This is a genomic window from Candidatus Thiothrix sulfatifontis (assembly GCA_022828425.1).
In the GTDB taxonomy this organism is placed as follows: Bacteria; Pseudomonadota; Gammaproteobacteria; order Thiotrichales; family Thiotrichaceae; genus Thiothrix; species Thiothrix sulfatifontis.
Genome location: CP094685.1, coordinates 2,698,429 through 2,717,095 on the forward strand (window position 1 = coordinate 2,698,429; position 18,667 = coordinate 2,717,095).

Consider the following 18,667-nt stretch of genomic DNA (forward strand, 5'->3'; position numbering starts at 1 on the left):
TTGCAGATAAAGCATTACTTAACGAAAGCCCAAATTTTTTGGGCTTTCGTTTTTGAGTAACCGCCACTTTGTTGTATTTAGGCAACACGCCACTGCATAAAGCACAACATTTTCGTGTAAAATTATGTTACTTCCCCCTTGACAAATAAAAACATGCAAGACAACGCAAAATGCTGTCAAGATATTTTGCCGATTCCTGACATTTACTCTACTATTACTTGAATTCAATTAAACCACGCTAAGAAATGATGGATTGTCTACTTGTAATGACACTTCTGCCGGATCAGGCCAACAGCTTGTCCCCTGTGTGCAGGTTAGAGAGCGCCCAACAATGAGAAAATTACTCTGCTTCCTGTTGCTATTGGTGGCTTCAATGCAAGCTCACGCACTCAAGCAGGAAGACATGCTACCACCCGACCAAGCCTTCAAATTCAAGGCTGAAGTGATTGCACCCGATAAAATTAAAGCGACGTGGGATATTGCGCAAGGTTACTACCTTTACCGCGAACGCTTTGTGTTTGAGCCGGAAACGCCGAATTTAAGCTTTGCAGCGCCTGCCTTTCCAAGCGGTGACAGCAAAAATGACCCTACTTTTGGTCGAACCGAGGTTTATCACAACCAGGTGGTGATTGAAATTCCAATTGAGCGCAACCAAACCCGCTCGCAAGCCTTGGAGTTGGCTTTAAAGGTTCGATATCAAGGGTGTGCTGACGCTGGCCTGTGTTATCCGCCTCAGAAAAAAACGGCAACATTACAATTGGCGGCACTGGATAGTGCTGCTGAGAAGCCTGTAAAGACGTCAGACGCAACATTAACCAATATTATCAAACAAGCTCAAAAGCCCGGTACAGCAGGCGGTGCAATCCCGGTGGAACAAGCATTTGTGTTTGAGCTGAGCGCAGTTGATAAAGGCATGTTAAATGCGCATTGGATTATCCAACCGGATCACCATTTATATCGCCCGAAAATTCAATTTAGCGTTAAAGAGCCACAAGGTGTCACCCTCGGTCAACCGATTTTTCCGACCGGCAAAATGGTCGATGATGAATACTTTGGTAAGATTGAAGTGTATGAGCAAGACATTGATGTCAAAGTTCCGATACTGCAATCGACTGGGCTGCAAAAATTGGTGGTAGAAACCGAGTATCAAGGCTGTTCCGATAGCACAGGTATTTGCTACCCCCCTGTCAAACAGAGCCGCGAATTGACGCTGACGGGTTTAGCCGAGGCAAAGCCACTCACTGATGCCGAAAGCAATACAATTGCGCAAGTACCTCTCAATAAACAAGACGCGTTGACGCAACGCCTTGAGGACAGCTCACTGCCGCAAATCATTGCTATTACCTTTGGCTTGGGTTTATTGCTCGCTTTTACGCCCTGTATTTTCCCGATGGTTCCCATCCTTTCTGGGATCATCGCCGGGTATGGCAATACCTCTTCCCGCAAAGCGCTGTGGCTGTCTGTCACTTACGTCGTTTCAGGCGCCATTGCTTACGCGATTATTGGTTTCGTTTTTGGTTACTTCGGGCAAAATCTTCAAGCTGTGTTGCAACACCCCGTCGCTATCGGTTTAATGAGTGCTCTTTTTGTAGCGCTCGCACTTTCAATGTTTGGTTTTTACGACTTACAATTACCTAACAGCTTGCAAAGCCGTTTAAATGAAATCAGCAATAAACAAGAAAGCGGTAGTTTTGTTGGTGCGGCGATTATGGGTTTCCTTTCTACCTTGATTGTTGGACCGTGTGCTGGCCCCGCCATTGCGGGTATTTTAACGTTCATCACTCAAAGCAATAATGCATGGTTAGGGGCTGCGGCTTTATTCTCATTAGGCATGGGAATTGGTGTTCCCTTGATTCTGATTGGTGCATCTGCCGGGCATCTACTGCCACGCGCTGGTGTCTGGATGGATACCGTCAAAGCACTCTTCGGTATTATTATGCTGGGTGTGGCAATTTACATGCTCAGTCGCATCGTTTCTATCGAGATCACCATGGCGCTCACGGGTATTTTGCTAGTTTCATCCGGTGTTTACATGGGTGCGTTGGAAAAAATTGAAGAAGACGCTGGAGGCTGGGGACGTTTTTGGAAAAGCACGGGGATGCTGCAATTGTTTTATGGCGCGTTAATCCTGTTTGGTTTGTCCGCTGGCAGCACCAACTTACTGCAACCGCTCAAAGGCGTTTTCTCAGTGGGCGTACTTACTCATGAAGCCACTGAATCCATTGCATTTCAACGCATTCAAAGCGTTGTAGCGCTAGAGACAGCATTGCAACAAGCCAAAGATCAACAACGCCCAGTAATGTTAGATTTCTATGCTGATTGGTGCAGCTATTGCCAAACCATGGAAAAAACGACATTCAAAGATTCAACCGCAATCAAAACACTGGGGAATACGCTCTTTTTGCAAGTAGATGTCACGGCACAAAATGAGCACGATGTAGCATTGCAGAAGCGTTTCGATGTAATTGCGCCGCCCGCTTTGGTCTTTTTTGACAATACAGGCAAAGAGTTGCGAGCTTTGCGTCTCGTCGGTGATGTCACCCCAGAACAATTACGCTCACAAGCAACAACCTTCATTCAGCAAGCGGTAAAATAATCAGCATGAGTTAAGTTAATAGTGCATACAATCGTCACCCATATTAGATTGATTAAAATCAACAGAATAACGACAACAGGAGTTATTTCATGCGTGATAACAAAGACTATTACACAGAACAAGAAGACGAGATTTTCCGATTAGAGAAAACAACCGCACCCTCAGATGGTAAAAAAATTAAACCACATGTGGTGCGGCGCAATCTCGAAGACTATTTAGAGCGTAAAGCGCTAGAACGTCGTCTGAAAGATGTATTTGAAGATTAAGGCGCAGAAACGGCTTCAGGCAATTGCAAAGCACTGCGCAAATCGTCTAAATAGGTTTTCTCTGCCTCGTTCGCATTGTCGATAATAGCGGCCGAGACCAAATAGATTTCGGTTGCTACCGCTGAATCATTGTTAGCCAAGGCTGCGATTTGCTTCGCATCTAAGGGTTGAGATAATTCGTGCAGAATCATGTCATTGACAGCATCGTCAGCCTTGAGACCTTCCAATTGCTGACGAATATTGGCTAATTCCGCAGAATCCACGTGCCCATCCGCTTTAGCCGCTGCAATCATGGCTTTCAGCAGAATCTCAGCCGTCGCCCTGGGTGCAGGAGGCGCTTCTAATTGTGCAGGCTCGCCTCCCACCGTAGGGTCAACACTACCCGCATTCACTTCCCACTGGCGGTACATTTGATAAGCCAAGCCGCCTAAAGCGGCTAGACTGCCAACTTTAACCGCCGCCCCCGTGACCCGTCGCCCGGCACTGGTTCCTAACAACAGGGCTAATACACCAGCGGCTGCCGCGCCTGTTTTCATGCCAGACAACATTTGCTCACGTTGTTCGCCTTCGGCCGGAATACCGAGCTTTTGCTCTGCCATGCTCTGGCCTTGGTGCGCCAGTTCTTTGCTGGATTGCAGCATTTGATCTAAAAAATTCTTCATGTCCATCTGAGTCTCCTTATTTTAACGATAATGTAGTGGTATTCTTTTGCATCACTTCACGAATAAATTCGCGGGTGATTTTGCGTCCTTTCGTCAAACTGGTCGTATCCAAGTGATCCAACATTGCCATGAGAACAGTGATATTTTGCGGGTAATGCCGCTCAATGTATTTCATGACGTGTTCGGATAGCTCAAAGCCGCGCTGATGCGCACGCCATGCCATTGCTTGCAAACATTGTCCACCGTGAACCGGATGCACCCGATAGTCCGCGCCCCACAATAAGCGTGATAAAAAATCGGGTAACACACAGGCCATTTCACGGGGATTGGTGCGAGCCGCCAGCATTAGCGGCTGGTGATTAGCGCGGCAGGCATTGATTAAATTCATGAGCGCTACTTCCCAGTCACGCTGCCCGATGACGGCATCGAGTTCATCCACCGCGACCAAATGCTTACCTTCGACACCGGCTAACACACGCGTGCCGTATTGAGAGCAACGGCCTAGCGGTACGTAAGCCGCCATCAAACCGCGCTGATAATAACGTTCACAATAAGCTTGCAATAAATGCGATTTCCCGGCTTCGGCATCACCCCACAAAAAGATTTGGGGGAATTCGCGCTCAAAACCGTTTTTCAAAATTCCTAACAATTCAGCATTTTCAGGCGTCACAAAAAACGAACTGAAACGATGGCCTTCACGCATTCCCACATTCAACGTCAGTTGTTGTGTCATGCCGATTGTTTCGCCTCGTCGACGCTGCTGTCCAAATCAATGACATCCAATGGCTCAGGTTTATCAATGCTGTAAATATGGCTCTGCTTGTAAGTGCTATGAATATGCCGCATGATCACTGCTAACACTGCTGCTACTGGCAGTGCCAACAGTACCCCAAAAAATCCAAACAATTGCCCACCGGCTAATATCGCAAAAATAACAGTTACAGGGTGCAAACCAATTCGCTCCCCCACCAATAAAGGGGTGAGAATAGTGCCTTCAATCATTTGCGCAATCCCAAACACCGCCAATACCCAGAACAGCGCAAATATATCCTGAGTCTGAAATAAAATGGCAATACCGGCAATCACCACACCGACAATCAAACCAAGGTAGGGAACAAAGCTTACTAACCCAGCAATCAAGCCAATGAGTAATGCAAACTCTAGCCCCACCAAGGACAAACCAATCGAATAGAATATGGCTAATGCCAGCATTACCAACAATTGCCCACGCAGAAATGCACCCAAGACTTCATCGGACTCACGCGCCAGTTTAGCCATCAAGGGTTCAATGGAGCGCGGCAACAAATCGTCAACATAGGCCACCATCCGATCCCAATCACGCAATAAATAAAACGTAATAATCGGAATTAACGCCAAGTTTGCTATCCACCCCAACACTACAAACCCAGAGTTAGAAATGGTTTGAATCGCATTCCGAATCAACCCGCCGGTTTCTTTCCAATGCGAGGCGATCACCTTTTTAATTTGTTCGACTTCTAAGACACTGGTATCCACCCCAAATTTTTGGTGCAGATAAGGCCCTAAAACATTCACAATCCAATCGAGATAGTGAGGAACTTGATTGATAAACAGCTTAATCTGCGTTTCCAGTACCGGAACCAGAAACAGAAAAAACAGTAATAACAATAAAAATATTGTTAGAAAAACCACCGTTACCGACAATGTGCGCGACAATTTCCACGACTCAAGGCGGTCAACCAGCGGATCACCCAAATAAGCCAGCAACGCCGCTGCCACAAAAGGGGTTAAAATCGGTGAAAGTATATACAGTAGCGCCAGCGCAATGCTGCTGGTCACTAACCAAAACCAACGTCCACTATTGAGTATCATGCGTGATATTTCCTCCATGCGTAGCGGCTCCAGAGCAACACGTAAGCAAAGCCACTCAGAACCGTTGTCACTGCCACTGTCCACTGTAAGCCCAGATTAAACCAATTGGGCAAAGCATAGATTGCCACGTGCAGCAGCGTGGTTGCCAACAAAGAAATTTGTAAGCCCGTATTGAGCTTGCTGATCATCAAAGGGCGCATTTCCAACTCCCCCATCACCAAGCGATACACAATTGCGCCTAACACAATCACCATGTCACGCCCAATCACCAAGGCCACTAACCACCAAGGTAAGCTGCCTTTCAAGCCAAATACAATGAATACGGATACCACAAACAGCTTGTCAGCCACCGGGTCAAGCATTGCCCCTAAGCGCGTAAACCAGCCATAGCGCCGTGCCAAGAAGCCATCCAAGGCATCCGACAAACCCGCCAGCATCAACAGGGTCAGGGCAAAACCGTAAGATCCCTTCCACAGCAACCAACAAATCGGTGCAACGGAAAGGATGCGAATCACGGTAATAATGTTTGGAATTTGTTCCCGCACGTTAAATCCACTTTTATACACAAAGAAGGCTCCCTATGGAGCCTTCATCTTACAACGGATTATAGTCTATGTGCCGGATTTCAGACTATAACGCTTGTATTACTGTTGAACAGGAATCAACGTAATTTCAACGCGGCGGTTTTGCGCACGTCCGTAATCGCTGCTGTTATCCGCAACAGGGCGGCTTTCACCGTAACCAACAGCCTGCATACGTTGTGCAGCGACGCCGGTACTGGCCATGTAACTGCGCACGCTGTTAGCACGTTGCTGTGATAATTGCAGGTTAGCAGTGTCACTGCCGATATTATCGGTATGCCCTGCGATTTGGACACGTGTTTCTGGGAATTGATTCAAGGTGTTCGCCAAACTATTCAGCACGCCGTAAAACTGCGGCTTAACAGCAGCTTGACCAAAATCGAAAGTAATCGCATCAGGCATAGTGAGAACAATATTATTGTCCTGACGCGTCACTTCTACGCCCGTGCCTTGCATGTTTTGGCGCAATGCTGCTTCTTGTTGATCCATGTAGTTGCCGATAGCAGCACCCGCCAGACCACCGACGACTGCGCCAGCAATGGTATGACCTTTGTCTTTGTCGCCGGTATTTTTACCCACAACCGCACCACCGATAGCCCCAATCAAAGCGCCCTGTTGCGCACGCGTCATTTCACCCGTAGGGCTACAACCCGCCATCAATGCCGCAGAAACAGTACCAATCAACAGGGTACGCATGGAAATTTTCATAATGAACACCTCAATAATTTATAGTATATCGTCACGGGTTAGAACCCAGTTAGCCCACAGAGTTCCCGATAACGATTGTACGAATTTTGACGTAAACCCGCGCAGGATACTAGCCATTAAAAAGGAATCGGGCTGTTAATGCTTAAAATCTCCCCTGATTGCGGGTGTGGGAAGGCAATAGCAGCGGCGTGAAGCAGTAAACGCGCAGATAGCGCACAGACGGCGGGGCTGGCGTATAGCTCATCGCCGAGAATCGGGTGTCCGAGCGCTTGCAGGTGGACGCGGAGTTGGTGAGTGCGCCCTGTCAACGGTTCTAGGTCTACGCGGGTCGTATCCGTGGTGGTATCGTATGCCAGCACTTGATAGCGCGTTTGTGACGGTTTACCCCGTTCAAAGCTGACCATTTGGCGCGGGCGATTAGGCCAATCGGTAATCAGCGGCAAGTCGATTTCACCCTGCGTTTGCGGGATCTGCCCTGCGACGACAGCAACGTAGCGTTTGTGGACTTGGCGAGTTTGAAACAAAATGCTTAAAGCGCGTTCCATCGCTTTACCACGCGCGATTACCATAATGCCGGACGTGCCCATATCGAGGCGATGAACGGTGAGCGCGGCGGGGAGTTCGGCTTGCACGCGGGTAATCATACAGTCCTGTTTGTCGTCGCCACGACCGGGGACTGAAAGTAAACCAGCGGGTTTATCAACCACAATTAGAGAGTCGTCAAGGTGGAGGATGTTTAAGCCGGTGTGGGCTGGGGGATTATAATCAGTCACAGAAAGCCTATGTGCTAGACGCAAAAAAGGCCAGTTATTGCTAACTAGCCTTTAAATCTGGTGCGGGAAGAGAACGCAAATATATCAAGCAAGCCATTGTTAAATAAGGCGCAATCAAAACACCAAAAACAAAATAACCCGCTTTTTTACCCACTTTCCACCTCAGAAACTTAAATTAGCATCTGACTGTACCAAAACTCCCCCTCCCAGTGAACCTTGGCAATGAACCTTGTAAACATCCCCTTATTTTCTAAATAGCCTTTAGAACCTGATAGACAACCCTCTAATAAGTGCAAAAACAACCCTATTTATAGGCTTTTTGAAGGGTGTTTCAGTCTCTAACATGGGTATACCCTTTTTATAGGGGTGTGATCATTCGGTTTTTCCGATGATGCAAAAAAGCCGGGAACATGCCCGGCTCTTGATCGTCAGTTGATGCGGGTCAGGTGCTACTCCTCCTGCCAGCGCATACCGCGAACCATTGCGCCGTGCTGCAATTCCTCTACCTGAGAAAATCCGTAGTTGGTCAGAATCTCGCGTAACAGTGGCGAATGCACTAACCAGAATGTTACCTGACTGTATTCCCGCATCAGGTCTTTCATGAATGCCTTGAATTGACCTGTACCCTGTTTGCTTGCCATGATTGCCAGCAGGTCTACACCGTTACTTGTAACCTGCGCCAGCCCGCCTACTCCGTGTTGTGATTGGAATTGCATATAAGCCTTGTCCATCCCCAACAATGCGCCGATAGGGTCATCAGTCAGTAAGCCCAACGTTTTGGACTTCACCGTATCAAGCCGCTTACCCCGTAATTTCGATTTGTTCCGTTTCATTGCTTGCCCGCTTTTGTTACTTGATAATGGTTTTCAGTATTTCACTCACTCCCTTGTCAATACTTGCCTCAGTTGCATCAATCGGGAAATAAGCCGTTCCATGTATCGAGCCGAAAGCGTTTATTTCATCCATCAAATCAGCTTCCTCTTTGTCGCAAATCCAATAGCCATCTAACCAGTAGTAAACGGGTTTCATGTTTTGATCTTGCATAGTCGTATCCTCTTTAAGTTTGGGGCGATATTTCACGCCCCCGATTAATTAGCCAATCCAGATGTATTTCTTTCCGCCGTTGGTATAAGCGGGGTTCACTTGCATTAACCCTTCTTTAATCGCACGGCTGAAAAAACCCTTGCGCATTTGATCTATGCGTTTCAGGTCATTTGTTTTACTGCCAGTCATTACCGGCGCAATCCGTTTCTGAATCCATGAACGGGTGCTGTCTATGGATGCCTTGCACTCACCAGAATGAACCGCCGCCACCCATGCCGGATAGATGCTATCCATCCCCTCTCCTTGTTGGGCTTGCTGCCCTGTCACTGGTTCGCCTGAAACCCCGTGCACGGGGTTTTTGTCAGGTTTCAGCAAACCCCGTGCACGGGGTTCTACACGGGGTTTTTCAGCCTGTTCTACACGGGGTTTTTCTGCTGCTAGTGGTGGGTGTTGGCGCTCCTTGCGCGGTATCATTTCGTAGTCGTCCGCCGTCCGCACTTCGTGCTTCGGGTAGAGGATTTGTTGCGGGTAGCGCTTGCGGTTTTCTGCATCAAGGCTCTCAGTTGTGCCACGATCGGGAATAAAACCAAACGAGGTTTTCCCAGAATGGTTGCCAACGTTTGCGGTAAAGCCAATACCGGATTTTTTAAAACTGCCGTCGTTTGGGGTAGGGTAGCTATCTTGCAGGCGGTCGTTAAAATGTTCGATTTTGCCATTTTCGCGCATCTGCATTAGGTCGATAACTTCACCTTCTTTAAAGTCGGTAGCATCAAACTGTTTGCCGGTATTGTGGAAGTAATCTATTTTCAATTGCTTCAAACCACCTTCTAATAAAATAAGCTCCTTTTTAATGCGCCATTCGTTATAGATCGTTAATGAATGGCTAATTTCAAAGATCAAGGCCGCAATTAATGCAGCGATTACCGCACCAGTAGCCACGCTTGAACCAAACAATTCAGAGAATGATTTAGCAATGGGCAATGCATGGCTTTCACGCTCTTTTTCGAGTGCCGATTGTTTGGCTGTAATCGCCTCAGAATTGGCAGTAATCGCGGCTTGGCGGTCGGCTGCTGATTGCTCTTTTAGGCTATTAACTTTCGCCGTCGAATTATCGCAGTCTTTTACTAATCCCTCTGCTAATTTCCGTTTGCAGGATACCAGCTTGTATTCAGCATCAGCGATTAGAGAAGCATAGGCGCTTGTCCCGGTGGATACATTGCTATCCATGATCGACTTGCCCGCGTTGGAGCTTTCCACCGCAAAATGCGCCTTTTCCTGCTGCTGCGAACTGGCACTGGTCATTTCAAAGTAAATGCCGCTGGCAATGAAAAACGCAATGATCGCGCCCATGTATCGCGGGTCGATACCCCGTTTGCTTAATGCGCGGTAGCCTGCATGTTTGCCGAGCGCTAGGGCAGTGGGGAACACCACCAAAAACACCCCGATCACGACAATGGCAAGGTAGTTGCCTGCATTCGCTCCGAAAAACGATTGCAGCACCCACAGAGGAGCGGCATACATCGCCGCCGCGAACAGTAGGTAGATAATCCACGTTGCCACAGTGAAAAACTGTTGGGCGTAGTGGTTGGCTGTCAGCGCGTGTCTTTCTTCACTGACGGTTTTGTGTTGGTCGCTTAGCTCTGCGTGGAGGGCGTAAGCGTTGGTTAATTTATCGGTCATACATCACCCCTTATTGAATCCAGAACGTTGTTAATGCACCAGCGACAAACAGCAGTTTGAGTAAACTACCTCTGCGAGATGCGAAACAAACCAGCCCATACGCTACGCAAGCCACCACGCCGAAAATGGGCATGATCGCGGTGAATAGGCTGGTGCTGTTGGATGCGGTGATAAGGTGGGCAATGCCACACAAGCCGATGATTGCCAGTGTGATTGCGTCATAGTAGTGGGGTAGGTGGTTCATACAATGACCTCCTGCATAGCGTCATTCAGCCATACGCTGATGCCGTCGCCATCTTCATCACCAATGCAATAACGAGAACATGGCAGTTCCACAAGAATGCTTTCATCATCGTTTTGATCTTCGTCAAAGTACGTACCATCTTCGAGCCATTCGAGCATTTCTACCTGTACAACTTCGTTATCTAGGTTGATGTAATAATCGGTTTTCATACCGCATCACCTCCGGTTTTTTGAGCGTGGGAAGTTGTTCCAACGAGTCTAAAGGTAAATTTTAATATCTTGCTCATACAGCCACCTCTACCCGAAACCGCGCGTATTCTTGTGGTGGGTCTGCCAGATCGAATACGAATTCTTTTAAGCCGCTGATGCGAGAAAGCATATCGACAATTTCGCTCGCTTCCATGCCTTGTTCAACCAGCGTGCGCACTAAGCGCCCGTAAGAATGACGCGCCCAATGCAGCTTTTTGAATAGCAGCAAGCCTTTCTCACGTTTGAATTGTTCACGCTGGTACTGAAGCGCGGCCTCTAATGACTGGCGTTCACGGACTGCATCGAGAATTGTGCGCACACCTGATCGGCTTTCACAAAAGTACGCATCAGGCCGTAACATGACTTCAAGCGGGATATTGCGCCCGGTGGCTTTGCGGCTCATTTCGTGCTCAATGCGGATCCAGCCCCGATCTATGCTTTCGGGTTCCGCCATGCCACCTAATAGCTCTTTGCCTTTTTCGTATACCCGAAAAAAATCATCGGCTGTTTTACGGTTGCCGATATAGGCAGTCAAACCCGCCGGGCAATGTTCTAACGGGTCATAGGTGTGCGGGGTAATGTTGCCAATGGCTAAATCCGACCAATCGCCCGCCATGCTAAATGATTGCTTCATGTTGGGATTGCGTAGGCGGTCGGACTGGAACAGGCCGCTATTCTTGGCTTGCAGTAGCAGGCTTGGCACGGTGTAGCCCATTTCGCGGGCGTATTCGCCATGCAGGTCTAACGCCACGTCAACGCGGGAGATTCGCCAGTCGTGGTACTGCAACAAGTTGAACAATTCCAGCCACAAAGCAGGGTGTTCAAGTTGCAGCACTTTGCAACCTGTTCCGGTTAGCTCCAGCAATCCGCCTTTATTGCGGCCTGATTCAGCCTTGGCAATGTGGCCTACTGTCAGGTAGTCATTGTCCTTCCATATCAGGATAGCGGCTGAAGAGTCATAGCCGTGCATTCCTTTATCCGTCCACTTAACATCCATATCGGCATGGTTGAAAAGGCCGCCATCTGCCAGCAAATCGCCCATGGTTTGCGCGTATGCATCAAGGTCGGTAGTGGTTAGGCGCAACCAGTCAACAGCCGTCACATTCAGGTCATAGGATTTTTCGGTTTTTTGTAACTTGCTGATTTTGTGGGAATCGTCATAACCCCCCGTATTACAGTACGGGGGATATTCAGCGCCGCCAGCGTCGCCAGAAACAGCGGAAAACGCGCCGCTTTCGCGGGCGTGTTTCTCTGCCAGAATGCGGTTAATGCGGGTGAGGGAATCTTCCCATTCGTCACGGTCGAAACGCTTAGCCATGGTTGCTACCCTCAAACTTTTTCAAGAAACGTTGCGCGACGCGTACACACACCGCCGCGTCGGTTTCGTGCTCTTCTGCCAGTGCTACTAATTGGCGGATGCATTCGAGGGCATAGCCTAATTCTTGTAGGGCGCTTTCCCATGGCTTGATCAGGTAGCCGCTGAAACGGCGCTCCAGTTCCGCAATGGCTTGATTAACGTCTGCACCTTGCAGGTATTCGAGGCTCTTATTATTGAGCGCCGCCACCAGCAAACCACTGACGGCCTCTTGTGGGGTGCGCCCGCTGTTGCAAAGCTCTTGTGCGAGCTTGACTAGTGATAATGTTGGTTCGTTCATAACGCCACCTCTGCGCTTAGCACGTTGCGATTCAGCCAAGACACCCACAAACGCGCGACGAAGTGGGTGGCGTTTTCGGGGTTGGCTTCGGATTTGCGGCGCTGGATTTCTTCGTGCACCAGTGCCACACGGTCATCAAAGGGGATAGGGGCGACGATTGCGCCGGTAGTGTTAGGCTTACTCATGGCTCACCCCTTCTTTGCCGTAGTTGTGGCAGGTGGTGATGATGCTTATCACGTCATCTTGCAACTGGTGCATTAGGCGTTCGGCAATGCTTACTAGCCCGCCGGTGCGTGCATCGTGAGTGCCGCCGTCATGGATGGTTTCGAGGAGTGCTTCAAGTTCAGACACTTGGCATGAAATATCTTCAAGCGGCTGAATCAGGGCTTTCAGTGGGTTGGGGTTGGCTTGGCTCATGCAGCACCCCCATTCGTGCGGGAATCAACCCATGCGGTGATTTCACTTAGCTTCCACGCTGAAATTCTGGTGGTGAGGTGGTATTGCTTTGGGAATGCGCCGCGTCTGATGTATTCGTACACGGTGGTTTTGCTGATGCCGGTCATCTGGATGACTTCGTGCAAGCGGATGAAGCGTTCTTGATTCATGCTGCACCCCCGCACACGCTGTTCACGAAGTCGATTGCTTCTTCGAGGGTGTCAAAGTCATGGGTTTCAAGGTTGATGCCACAGCGGTTTTGGCGGATATAGGCCACGTCTACGAAGTCGCAGCGTAGCGGCTTGTTGTCGGCTTGCCCGTCGTGGTAGCCCGGCGCTATCCATGCCACGGGTGAACCGTTGCAATAGGCAATCAGGCCAGTGTCAGAGGCGATAATTTGCAGGATTTGGGCGCTAGGGTTGCGCGGTGCAAGTGGGATGGTGTGTGACGGTGTGCCACTGGACAACAGACGTGCGAGCGCCTGTAGGGGATTTGGGGCGGATGCGCCCATGCTGATAGATGCGTTCATCGTTTCGTACTCACAAGTTTTTCAAAGATTTGGCAAAAATTGCCAGGTACTCTTTTCGTTCTTGTGGAAACGACGCGCTTGTTTCGGTTTTCACCGTCTTGTAGTCCACGCATACCCGGCTTTAACCGCTTTGCGCATCCTACAGGCGAAAAAAAACCGCCGTGCGTGTGGGCGGTGTTGCCGCCACAAGTGGGAAAAGAGTCCCCAGAATTTTGCTGTTTGCTGCCTGAACTTTCAGACTGCGAGTAAATGCTAACGCCAGAATGCAGACGGATGCAAGCGACTTGCCGATAAAGTGCGGGGTTTTTTTATGGGGTAGCGTATAGTGCTACTTTATGGCGTGATTAGTTTGATTTGGTATTGATATGTGGGCGCTAAATAGCCGGTTGATGTTCCCGGCTTGCTTGATCGGGTTTCGATGGGTGGCTGTTAGTCAGGCCAGAATTCGGGGTTCATGGCTTGTTCAAAGCGCCACGGGCATTCAGGGGGAAAGGTGCTTTCAGGTAGCCCGGTTTCATCAGCAGCACCACCACGCCCTAATTCATACCCATCTAACATGAATTCATCCAACTTACCCTTTAGGCTTGGATTCTGCTTCAGATGCACGGGTATCATGCGGCGCTGTTCGCGGATGGTGTTCACCCAACTACGCCCTCTGAATTCAGGCTGGTACTGCCATTTGAGCAAGTGCATCAGCAGCACACGCAATCGGTTCAGCAGTTCCCGCTTTTCTGATGCGCCCATGCTTTCGAGTTCCTCTAACAGGTGGTCAAGGTCGAGTTCATCTAGCCGCTTATTCTTGATCAGGTCGGCTTGTTCCAGTGTCCAGCCGTAATAATCGGTTTCGTACTGTATCGCGCCCATGTTGCGCCCTCCGTTGGTTGGTGGCAGTCATTCAGGCCAGAACTCAGGGTTCATGGCTTGTTCAAAGCTCCACGGGCATTCAGGGGGAAAGGCTTTCTCATTAATGCCGGTTTCCTTCGCTGCATCACGGATAGCTAAGCGGTAAGACGCTGGCAGGGTTTCGGGAATCTTTGGTCTTAAACCGGGATTATCAGCAAGGTGGTATTCGAGTTCATCACGTTGGTTCTTAATGGTGAGTTCCCAGCTACGCCGATACGGGTAATCCGCCTGAAACTGCCATTTCAGCAGGTGTGCCAGCAATACGCGCAACCGTGACCGTAACGCCTCCTTTTGCGCCTTGCCCATGCTTTCAATCTCTTCTATCAGGTTTTCAAGGTCGAGTTCTGCTAAGCGTCTATGCCGCATCAAGTCGGCTTGCTCTTGTGTCCAGCCGTAATAATCGGTTTCGTACTGTATCGCGCCCATGTTGCGCCCTCCGTTGGTTGGTGGCAGTCATTCAGGCCAGAATTCGGGGTTCATGGCTTGTTCAAAGCGCCACGGGCAGAGTTCAGGGAAGGTTGCCAGATTTAAGCCGGTTTCTAATACCGCACTGTTCCGCGCATCGTCATACGCATCAAGATAGGTTTCGTCTAACTTGGCTTTCAGGCTTGGATTCTTGCCGATGTGTTTAGCAATGCGCCGCCGCTGTTCGTTAATGGTGCGTTGCCAGCTTGAACCCTGAAAGTTGGGTTGGTATTGCCATTTGAGCAAGTGCATCAGCAGCAGTTCAAGCCGGTTGTGTAACTGGTTAGCCTGACTTTTGCCCATGCCTTCAATCTCTTCTATCAGGTTTTCAAGGTCTAACGCGCCCACCTGCCCATGCTTCAACAGGTTGGCTTGTTCCATTGCCCATCCATAAAAGTCTGTGTCGTACTTTGTAGCCGCGCCCATGGGTACGCCTCCGTATTGGTTCAAGATTTGATTCTAGGTTGATTGCGGCATTGCTGCCAATACCCGCCCGGCGTGATCGCGTTCACCCTCAGTTATCGCGCCCGCTTCAGTTCCATCAAGGTTGCGGCGCATACCGCCTTGACCTACTGCCAGCAGGTAGGCGCGTTTGTGGGTGTGGTAGTGCAACATTTTGCTTACGACGCGCTTGGATGCGGACAAGTGCAAGTCGGCAATGTGGCGGAATATCTGCTTTTCAATGCCAAGGGCAAGCGGCAGACAGTCAAGCCATACGGGGAAATTGTTCAGGCTATCGGATAGCTCACGCGCTCTCAGGTCGCTGGGTGGCGTTTTGGGCGGTTTGGGTGGCTGTCTTGGCTTGCGCTTGGCTTTGGGCTTTGGTTTCGCGCCCGGCTTGTTGTAAGTGGGCTTGCCGATGGATACCCGCGCCGCTGGCAGTTGATCGCGGGTAATGATGCGCTTGCCGGTACGCTTCACCACGCCGTTTTCTGGTGCGGTGGTAGCGGTGGCAGGCGTGACAGGCTTGCGCGTGATGCTGATCGTTTGTCGGGGTTTGTCGGTGGTGTTACTCATGTGTTACTCGCTGGATACGTTGCAAGGTTTCCCGCTGAACGTGCTGTTGCCGTCAACAAAACGTTCAGGGTGTTGTATGGGGTGAGTGTACCAGTGATCGGACGATTGCGGATGAAAGCCGTTAGCGTCGCCCCTCTTCCCTTGCGATTTTATCAAGTTCCTCTTCCAGCCAATTCGGGTTATAGGCGGCTAGTTTGGTGTAATCATCAAGGTCTACCAGTACCGCGCTTTTGCCATTTTTGCGGGTGATGGTAATCGGCTGATGCTCATTTACGGCTTTGTCTAGCAGGGTTGCTAGGTTATTGCGGGCGTCACTGTAGGTTACTGTCTGCATGGTTTCTTTCCTTTGTTGTACAGGTGAGTGACAAGATACCAGTGTTGCGCGGTGGTGTCAGCAGCGTGTTGACTCCCTGACAAATTGCCCTTTTTCCAGCGTAAAGCACCCCAAACCCTACCAAAAGCCACGAAAACACCATAAATAGCACTTCCCCCTTCCCCCGGTGGCAAGCTCACGCCAGCAAGGGGGGGATTCACCGCCGGGGTGAAATAGTGTCGACAATTGCACGGCAAACGGGGCTTGTACAACAAACTGACAACTCACCCCAAAGCGACACGAAACGCCGGTTTTTTTGCCCACTAACTAACGCAAACCCGCAAGTCATAGACCCGTACTTATCACCCCATCTGGAGTACCTTTAAGTGGAAATATGCCGACTTATCAACGCACCATGGCAAATCCTCTCCCCTGCAAGCCGTCTTTCTCAGTAGTGGTCTAATGAATTTTAGACGCGGCTTCCCCCTTCCAAGATTCTGGACAGATTATTTTTCCTTTTTTACCAATATCACGTCTGGTTATCAGTGCGCAACCACGCACCAATAACCCAGTAGCTTGGTTGGTTTATCATGTTTATCAACTTGATCATGTTTATCATGTGTGTGGGCGATGATAAACATGATGGTCAAGCTGTTGCGCTGCGCGTTCCGCCTCTGCCCTGCTTAACCCGCCGTCATATTCCATAATCGCGGCTCGTTCCTCATAGGCTTCTTGTTGATCATCTGACACAGTTGAATAACATGATAAAGATGATCGACTTGATAAAGTTGTTAGTAGATGTTCTTTAATCCCTTCCTTATATTTCTTTATAAAATCTAATGTGTTAGCTGATAACACGCCTTTGGGTGCTTGAATATGAAGGTGGTCATCCTTGACCACCAACGCCACACCCTGCCGCTCACACGCTTGCAAGATGCTGGCAACGTTCATAGAACAAACGTTTCCTGTTCGGCTTGTTTATCATGTTTATCAACTTGATCATGTTTATCATGTGTGTGTGGTTGATCAACATGATCGGTTTTCAGATACCACTCATACTTACTATCGCCGCGCCGTCTACGGTGTTTGATACCTAACGACTTCTTAGCACGAGTCAAAGCAATGCGGGTAATCCCCTGATTGTCTGCCTCTGCGTCAATATCCGCCTTCAGCCGTGCACCAGTTGCGAGGAACTGCTTCAAGAAATCCTCTGCTTCCGCCTGCACTGGTGCGGTGTCGGCTTTGCCATCAGGTTTGATAATGGCTTGCAAGGCTTCACCATCCACCTTCTCACCCCATACAATGCCCGCCGTTTGCACCGTCACGAGATGTTCAGGGAATTCAGCTTCACGGCTTTCGACTTCGTAAAGAAAGCCTTCGTCTGATTCTGCTAGATTTGTATCGCCTTTCCAAAACAAGCGGGTTGAATCCATATCAGGCGGTTTCATCGCGTACCACACCATCCGCGCCACCTGTAGGAAAGCAGAACTGCCGATGATGCGCTCACCAATGTTTCCCGATTCGCCCGACGATTTACGGAAATGGGTTATACCCAACACTGCCATGCCGTGTTGTTGCGCCATTTCCACCACGGGTAGCAATGACATACGCACCTGTAAAGCATTGTTCATGTCTTGGGTTACGCTTACCACTGGGTCAATGATCAACAAAGCAGGCGGCTTGTCCATGCGGTGTATCGCATCCATCAGCAAGGGCATGTCTTGCGCCGGGTTGAACGGTTGCCCGCGTCCACTGGAAACCGTGTGGTCGATAAACCGCACGTTTGCCAAGTCGCCCCCCGCCGCCTTGAACCGTGGAACAATGGTGTCGTCGAGGTCATCTTCAGCCGTCCAGAAAATGACGGTGGATTTATCCGCCCGCGTACCATCTGGAAACTTGCCGCCGCTGGTAATCGTTGCCGCTAGGTCAATTGCCAGCAATGTTTTGCCCGTCTTGGGTGCACCTACCAGCAATGACAACTTGCCTTTAGGTAGCCAATACTGCCACGCCCATTCCATTTGACGCGGGGTAATGGAAAGCCAGGATACAAGCCTAACGTGGTCGTGGTCATCGGCTGTATGGCGATTACCGCGCCATTCGGCATGGTGCTGATACCCTGCCCTATCGTGCTGTTCCTTGTGTGGTGGTAATTCACCGCCGCATTCAGCGGGTTTGTAATCACTTAAGATTTCGTCTAAATCGTCCATTTACCCGCGTCCTCCAATGCAAACCTACGGTTGTATGCCAAATAAAGCAGGTAGGAGCAATCACGCGCTTGATTCTCCCAGTTGTTGGCGTATTGATTGAATAGCGCTGCGTCTTCCCGGTACTTCGCCGCCAGCTTCAGCGACACGCTACGCACACGAGCATTACGGCTGATCGACTCCATTACATATACCTGCTCTGCATCGGTAAATGGGTCATAGTTATCTTGATCGGGTTCCTTGCTATTCATCGCCCCCGCCTTCGACTTTGCGCCGTGCGTAATTAACCAAGTCGTTCAGGTCGTGAATGCCCTCTTCGTGCGCACCAGCCGGGAAGATTGGCGCATATAAGCGAATTATCGGGAACTTGCGAATAAGCCGCTGCTTATGGTCGTTGGTGTTGCTATAATTCCCGCTGTGAATTGTGTCTTGATTGCCGCCTTTAGTGGGCGGCTTTTTTTTGCGTGCCATGAAGCCTTACCCCTATTATTTG

Annotated in this window: 28 protein-coding genes; 2 read left to right on the forward strand and 26 right to left on the reverse strand. The window is 49.6% G+C overall.

Annotated features, from left to right (window positions below):
• The first annotated feature begins 373 nt into the window (after positions 1-373).
• Both dsbD and L3K52_13390 read left to right on the forward strand, forming a co-directional pair.
• Complete coding sequence (gene dsbD, locus L3K52_13385; protein UOG91190.1) at positions 374-2,596, forward strand: protein-disulfide reductase DsbD; 2,223 nt, start codon at positions 374-376, stop codon at positions 2,594-2,596.
• 89 nt (positions 2,597-2,685) lie between these two features.
• Entirely contained in the window at positions 2,686-2,862 is a 177-nt protein-coding gene (locus L3K52_13390) for a hypothetical protein (protein ID UOG91191.1), read from the forward strand.
• Here L3K52_13390 and L3K52_13395 read toward each other — a convergent pair.
• From L3K52_13395 to L3K52_13520, 26 genes are all read right to left on the reverse strand, one after another.
• Entirely contained in the window at positions 2,859-3,524 is a 666-nt protein-coding gene (locus tag L3K52_13395; protein ID UOG91192.1) for a tellurite resistance TerB family protein, read from the reverse strand. The two genes, L3K52_13390 and L3K52_13395, sit on opposite strands and share 4 nt — an antisense overlap.
• Before the next feature lie 16 nt (positions 3,525-3,540).
• Positions 3,541-4,257, reverse strand: coding sequence for a DnaA regulatory inactivator Hda (gene hda / locus L3K52_13400; GenBank protein UOG91193.1), 717 nt, complete (start codon positions 4,255-4,257; stop codon positions 3,541-3,543).
• Positions 4,254-5,375, reverse strand: a complete 1,122-nt coding sequence (locus L3K52_13405) for an AI-2E family transporter (GenBank protein ID UOG91194.1) — start codon at positions 5,373-5,375, stop codon at positions 4,254-4,256. Before L3K52_13405 ends, hda begins: the two co-directional genes overlap by 4 nt.
• Positions 5,372-5,920: a CDP-alcohol phosphatidyltransferase family protein gene (locus L3K52_13410; protein ID UOG91195.1), complete on the reverse strand. Its 549-nt coding sequence runs from the start codon at positions 5,918-5,920 to the stop codon at positions 5,372-5,374. The genes L3K52_13405 and L3K52_13410 overlap by 4 nt, the downstream gene beginning before the upstream one ends.
• A 99-nt stretch (positions 5,921-6,019) precedes the next feature.
• On the reverse strand, positions 6,020-6,664 hold the full coding sequence (locus L3K52_13415; protein ID UOG91196.1) for an OmpA family protein: 645 nt from the start codon (positions 6,662-6,664) through the stop codon (positions 6,020-6,022).
• Positions 6,665-6,780: 116 nt separating this feature from the next.
• Positions 6,781-7,437, reverse strand: coding sequence for an RluA family pseudouridine synthase (locus tag L3K52_13420; protein UOG91197.1), 657 nt, complete (start codon positions 7,435-7,437; stop codon positions 6,781-6,783).
• Between the two features lie 449 nt (positions 7,438-7,886).
• Positions 7,887-8,270, reverse strand: coding sequence for a hypothetical protein (locus tag L3K52_13425; protein UOG91198.1), 384 nt, complete (start codon positions 8,268-8,270; stop codon positions 7,887-7,889).
• A gap of 16 nt (positions 8,271-8,286) precedes the next feature.
• On the reverse strand, positions 8,287-8,481 hold the full coding sequence (locus tag L3K52_13430) for a hypothetical protein (GenBank protein UOG91199.1): 195 nt from the start codon (positions 8,479-8,481) through the stop codon (positions 8,287-8,289).
• Between the two features lie 48 nt (positions 8,482-8,529).
• The gene (locus L3K52_13435; GenBank protein UOG91200.1) at positions 8,530-10,161 is read right to left on the reverse strand and encodes a hypothetical protein; all 1,632 of its coding nucleotides are present in this window, start codon (positions 10,159-10,161) and stop codon (positions 8,530-8,532) included.
• Between the two features lie 10 nt (positions 10,162-10,171).
• The gene (locus tag L3K52_13440) at positions 10,172-10,405 is read right to left on the reverse strand and encodes a hypothetical protein (protein UOG91201.1); all 234 of its coding nucleotides are present in this window, start codon (positions 10,403-10,405) and stop codon (positions 10,172-10,174) included.
• A complete protein-coding gene (locus tag L3K52_13445) occupies positions 10,402-10,614 on the reverse strand; it encodes a hypothetical protein (protein UOG91202.1) in 213 nt (70 codons plus the stop codon). The genes L3K52_13440 and L3K52_13445 overlap by 4 nt, the downstream gene beginning before the upstream one ends.
• A 73-nt stretch (positions 10,615-10,687) precedes the next feature.
• Complete coding sequence (locus L3K52_13450; protein UOG91203.1) at positions 10,688-11,971, reverse strand: replication initiation factor domain-containing protein; 1,284 nt, start codon at positions 11,969-11,971, stop codon at positions 10,688-10,690.
• A complete protein-coding gene (locus L3K52_13455) occupies positions 11,964-12,308 on the reverse strand; it encodes a hypothetical protein (GenBank protein ID UOG91204.1) in 345 nt (114 codons plus the stop codon). The genes L3K52_13450 and L3K52_13455 overlap by 8 nt, the downstream gene beginning before the upstream one ends.
• Complete coding sequence (locus L3K52_13460) at positions 12,305-12,493, reverse strand: hypothetical protein (protein ID UOG91205.1); 189 nt, start codon at positions 12,491-12,493, stop codon at positions 12,305-12,307. Before L3K52_13460 ends, L3K52_13455 begins: the two co-directional genes overlap by 4 nt.
• The gene (locus tag L3K52_13465) at positions 12,486-12,725 is read right to left on the reverse strand and encodes a hypothetical protein (protein UOG91206.1); all 240 of its coding nucleotides are present in this window, start codon (positions 12,723-12,725) and stop codon (positions 12,486-12,488) included. The genes L3K52_13460 and L3K52_13465 overlap by 8 nt, the downstream gene beginning before the upstream one ends.
• On the reverse strand, positions 12,722-12,913 hold the full coding sequence (locus L3K52_13470; protein UOG91207.1) for an AlpA family transcriptional regulator: 192 nt from the start codon (positions 12,911-12,913) through the stop codon (positions 12,722-12,724). The genes L3K52_13465 and L3K52_13470 overlap by 4 nt, the downstream gene beginning before the upstream one ends.
• On the reverse strand, positions 12,910-13,272 hold the full coding sequence (locus L3K52_13475) for a hypothetical protein (protein UOG91208.1): 363 nt from the start codon (positions 13,270-13,272) through the stop codon (positions 12,910-12,912). The genes L3K52_13470 and L3K52_13475 overlap by 4 nt, the downstream gene beginning before the upstream one ends.
• 429 nt (positions 13,273-13,701) lie before the next feature.
• The gene (locus L3K52_13480) at positions 13,702-14,136 is read right to left on the reverse strand and encodes a DUF29 domain-containing protein (GenBank protein UOG91209.1); all 435 of its coding nucleotides are present in this window, start codon (positions 14,134-14,136) and stop codon (positions 13,702-13,704) included.
• A 27-nt stretch (positions 14,137-14,163) separates the two neighbouring features.
• Positions 14,164-14,601, reverse strand: a complete 438-nt coding sequence (locus tag L3K52_13485; protein ID UOG91210.1) for a DUF29 domain-containing protein — start codon at positions 14,599-14,601, stop codon at positions 14,164-14,166.
• 27 nt (positions 14,602-14,628) lie between these two features.
• Positions 14,629-15,066 carry a DUF29 domain-containing protein gene (locus L3K52_13490; GenBank protein UOG91211.1) on the reverse strand — a complete coding sequence of 146 codons (438 nt, stop codon included), beginning with the start codon at positions 15,064-15,066 and terminating at the stop codon, positions 14,629-14,631.
• A 33-nt stretch (positions 15,067-15,099) separates the two neighbouring features.
• Positions 15,100-15,657 carry a ProQ/FinO family protein gene (locus tag L3K52_13495; GenBank protein UOG91212.1) on the reverse strand — a complete coding sequence of 186 codons (558 nt, stop codon included), beginning with the start codon at positions 15,655-15,657 and terminating at the stop codon, positions 15,100-15,102.
• A 121-nt stretch (positions 15,658-15,778) separates the two neighbouring features.
• On the reverse strand, positions 15,779-15,991 hold the full coding sequence (locus tag L3K52_13500) for a type II toxin-antitoxin system Phd/YefM family antitoxin (GenBank protein UOG91213.1): 213 nt from the start codon (positions 15,989-15,991) through the stop codon (positions 15,779-15,781).
• Between the two features lie 594 nt (positions 15,992-16,585).
• Positions 16,586-16,921 (reverse strand): hypothetical protein, encoded by a 336-nt coding sequence (locus L3K52_13505; GenBank protein ID UOG91214.1) that lies wholly within the window; start codon positions 16,919-16,921, stop codon positions 16,586-16,588.
• Positions 16,918-18,177: an AAA family ATPase gene (locus L3K52_13510; protein ID UOG91215.1), complete on the reverse strand. Its 1,260-nt coding sequence runs from the start codon at positions 18,175-18,177 to the stop codon at positions 16,918-16,920. Before L3K52_13510 ends, L3K52_13505 begins: the two co-directional genes overlap by 4 nt.
• Entirely contained in the window at positions 18,165-18,425 is a 261-nt protein-coding gene (locus L3K52_13515) for a hypothetical protein (protein UOG91216.1), read from the reverse strand. Before L3K52_13515 ends, L3K52_13510 begins: the two co-directional genes overlap by 13 nt.
• Entirely contained in the window at positions 18,418-18,645 is a 228-nt protein-coding gene (locus tag L3K52_13520) for a hypothetical protein (protein ID UOG91217.1), read from the reverse strand. The genes L3K52_13515 and L3K52_13520 overlap by 8 nt, the downstream gene beginning before the upstream one ends.
• Positions 18,646-18,667 lie beyond the last annotated feature (22 nt).

Excerpts from the sequence above, each read along its gene's own strand:
- dsbD (UOG91190.1), top strand. The coding sequence starts at position 374 with ATGCAAGCTCACGCACTCAAGCAGGAAGACATGCTACCACCCGACCAA.
- L3K52_13390 (UOG91191.1), top strand. The coding sequence starts at position 2,686 with ATGCGTGATAACAAAGACTATTACACAGAACAAGAAGACGAGATTTTC.
- L3K52_13395 (UOG91192.1), bottom strand. The coding sequence starts at position 3,524 with ATGAAGAATTTTTTAGATCAAATGCTGCAATCCAGCAAAGAACTGGCG.
- hda (UOG91193.1), bottom strand. The coding sequence starts at position 4,257 with ATGACACAACAACTGACGTTGAATGTGGGAATGCGTGAAGGCCATCGT.
- L3K52_13405 (UOG91194.1), bottom strand. The coding sequence starts at position 5,375 with ATGATACTCAATAGTGGACGTTGGTTTTGGTTAGTGACCAGCAGCATT.
- L3K52_13415 (UOG91196.1), bottom strand. The coding sequence starts at position 6,664 with ATGAAAATTTCCATGCGTACCCTGTTGATTGGTACTGTTTCTGCGGCA.
- L3K52_13425 (UOG91198.1), bottom strand. The coding sequence starts at position 8,270 with ATGAAACGGAACAAATCGAAATTACGGGGTAAGCGGCTTGATACGGTG.
- L3K52_13430 (UOG91199.1), bottom strand. The coding sequence starts at position 8,481 with ATGCAAGATCAAAACATGAAACCCGTTTACTACTGGTTAGATGGCTAT.
- L3K52_13435 (UOG91200.1), bottom strand. The coding sequence starts at position 10,161 with ATGACCGATAAATTAACCAACGCTTACGCCCTCCACGCAGAGCTAAGC.
- L3K52_13440 (UOG91201.1), bottom strand. The coding sequence starts at position 10,405 with ATGAACCACCTACCCCACTACTATGACGCAATCACACTGGCAATCATC.
- L3K52_13445 (UOG91202.1), bottom strand. The coding sequence starts at position 10,614 with ATGAAAACCGATTATTACATCAACCTAGATAACGAAGTTGTACAGGTA.
- L3K52_13450 (UOG91203.1), bottom strand. The coding sequence starts at position 11,971 with ATGGCTAAGCGTTTCGACCGTGACGAATGGGAAGATTCCCTCACCCGC.
- L3K52_13455 (UOG91204.1), bottom strand. The coding sequence starts at position 12,308 with ATGAACGAACCAACATTATCACTAGTCAAGCTCGCACAAGAGCTTTGC.
- L3K52_13460 (UOG91205.1), bottom strand. The coding sequence starts at position 12,493 with ATGAGTAAGCCTAACACTACCGGCGCAATCGTCGCCCCTATCCCCTTT.
- L3K52_13465 (UOG91206.1), bottom strand. The coding sequence starts at position 12,725 with ATGAGCCAAGCCAACCCCAACCCACTGAAAGCCCTGATTCAGCCGCTT.
- L3K52_13470 (UOG91207.1), bottom strand. The coding sequence starts at position 12,913 with ATGAATCAAGAACGCTTCATCCGCTTGCACGAAGTCATCCAGATGACC.
- L3K52_13475 (UOG91208.1), bottom strand. The coding sequence starts at position 13,272 with ATGAACGCATCTATCAGCATGGGCGCATCCGCCCCAAATCCCCTACAG.
- L3K52_13480 (UOG91209.1), bottom strand. The coding sequence starts at position 14,136 with ATGGGCGCGATACAGTACGAAACCGATTATTACGGCTGGACACTGGAA.
- L3K52_13485 (UOG91210.1), bottom strand. The coding sequence starts at position 14,601 with ATGGGCGCGATACAGTACGAAACCGATTATTACGGCTGGACACAAGAG.
- L3K52_13490 (UOG91211.1), bottom strand. The coding sequence starts at position 15,066 with ATGGGCGCGGCTACAAAGTACGACACAGACTTTTATGGATGGGCAATG.
- L3K52_13495 (UOG91212.1), bottom strand. The coding sequence starts at position 15,657 with ATGAGTAACACCACCGACAAACCCCGACAAACGATCAGCATCACGCGC.
- L3K52_13500 (UOG91213.1), bottom strand. The coding sequence starts at position 15,991 with ATGCAGACAGTAACCTACAGTGACGCCCGCAATAACCTAGCAACCCTG.
- L3K52_13505 (UOG91214.1), bottom strand. The coding sequence starts at position 16,921 with ATGAACGTTGCCAGCATCTTGCAAGCGTGTGAGCGGCAGGGTGTGGCG.
- L3K52_13510 (UOG91215.1), bottom strand. The coding sequence starts at position 18,177 with ATGGACGATTTAGACGAAATCTTAAGTGATTACAAACCCGCTGAATGC.
- L3K52_13515 (UOG91216.1), bottom strand. The coding sequence starts at position 18,425 with ATGAATAGCAAGGAACCCGATCAAGATAACTATGACCCATTTACCGAT.
- L3K52_13520 (UOG91217.1), bottom strand. The coding sequence starts at position 18,645 with ATGGCACGCAAAAAAAAGCCGCCCACTAAAGGCGGCAATCAAGACACA.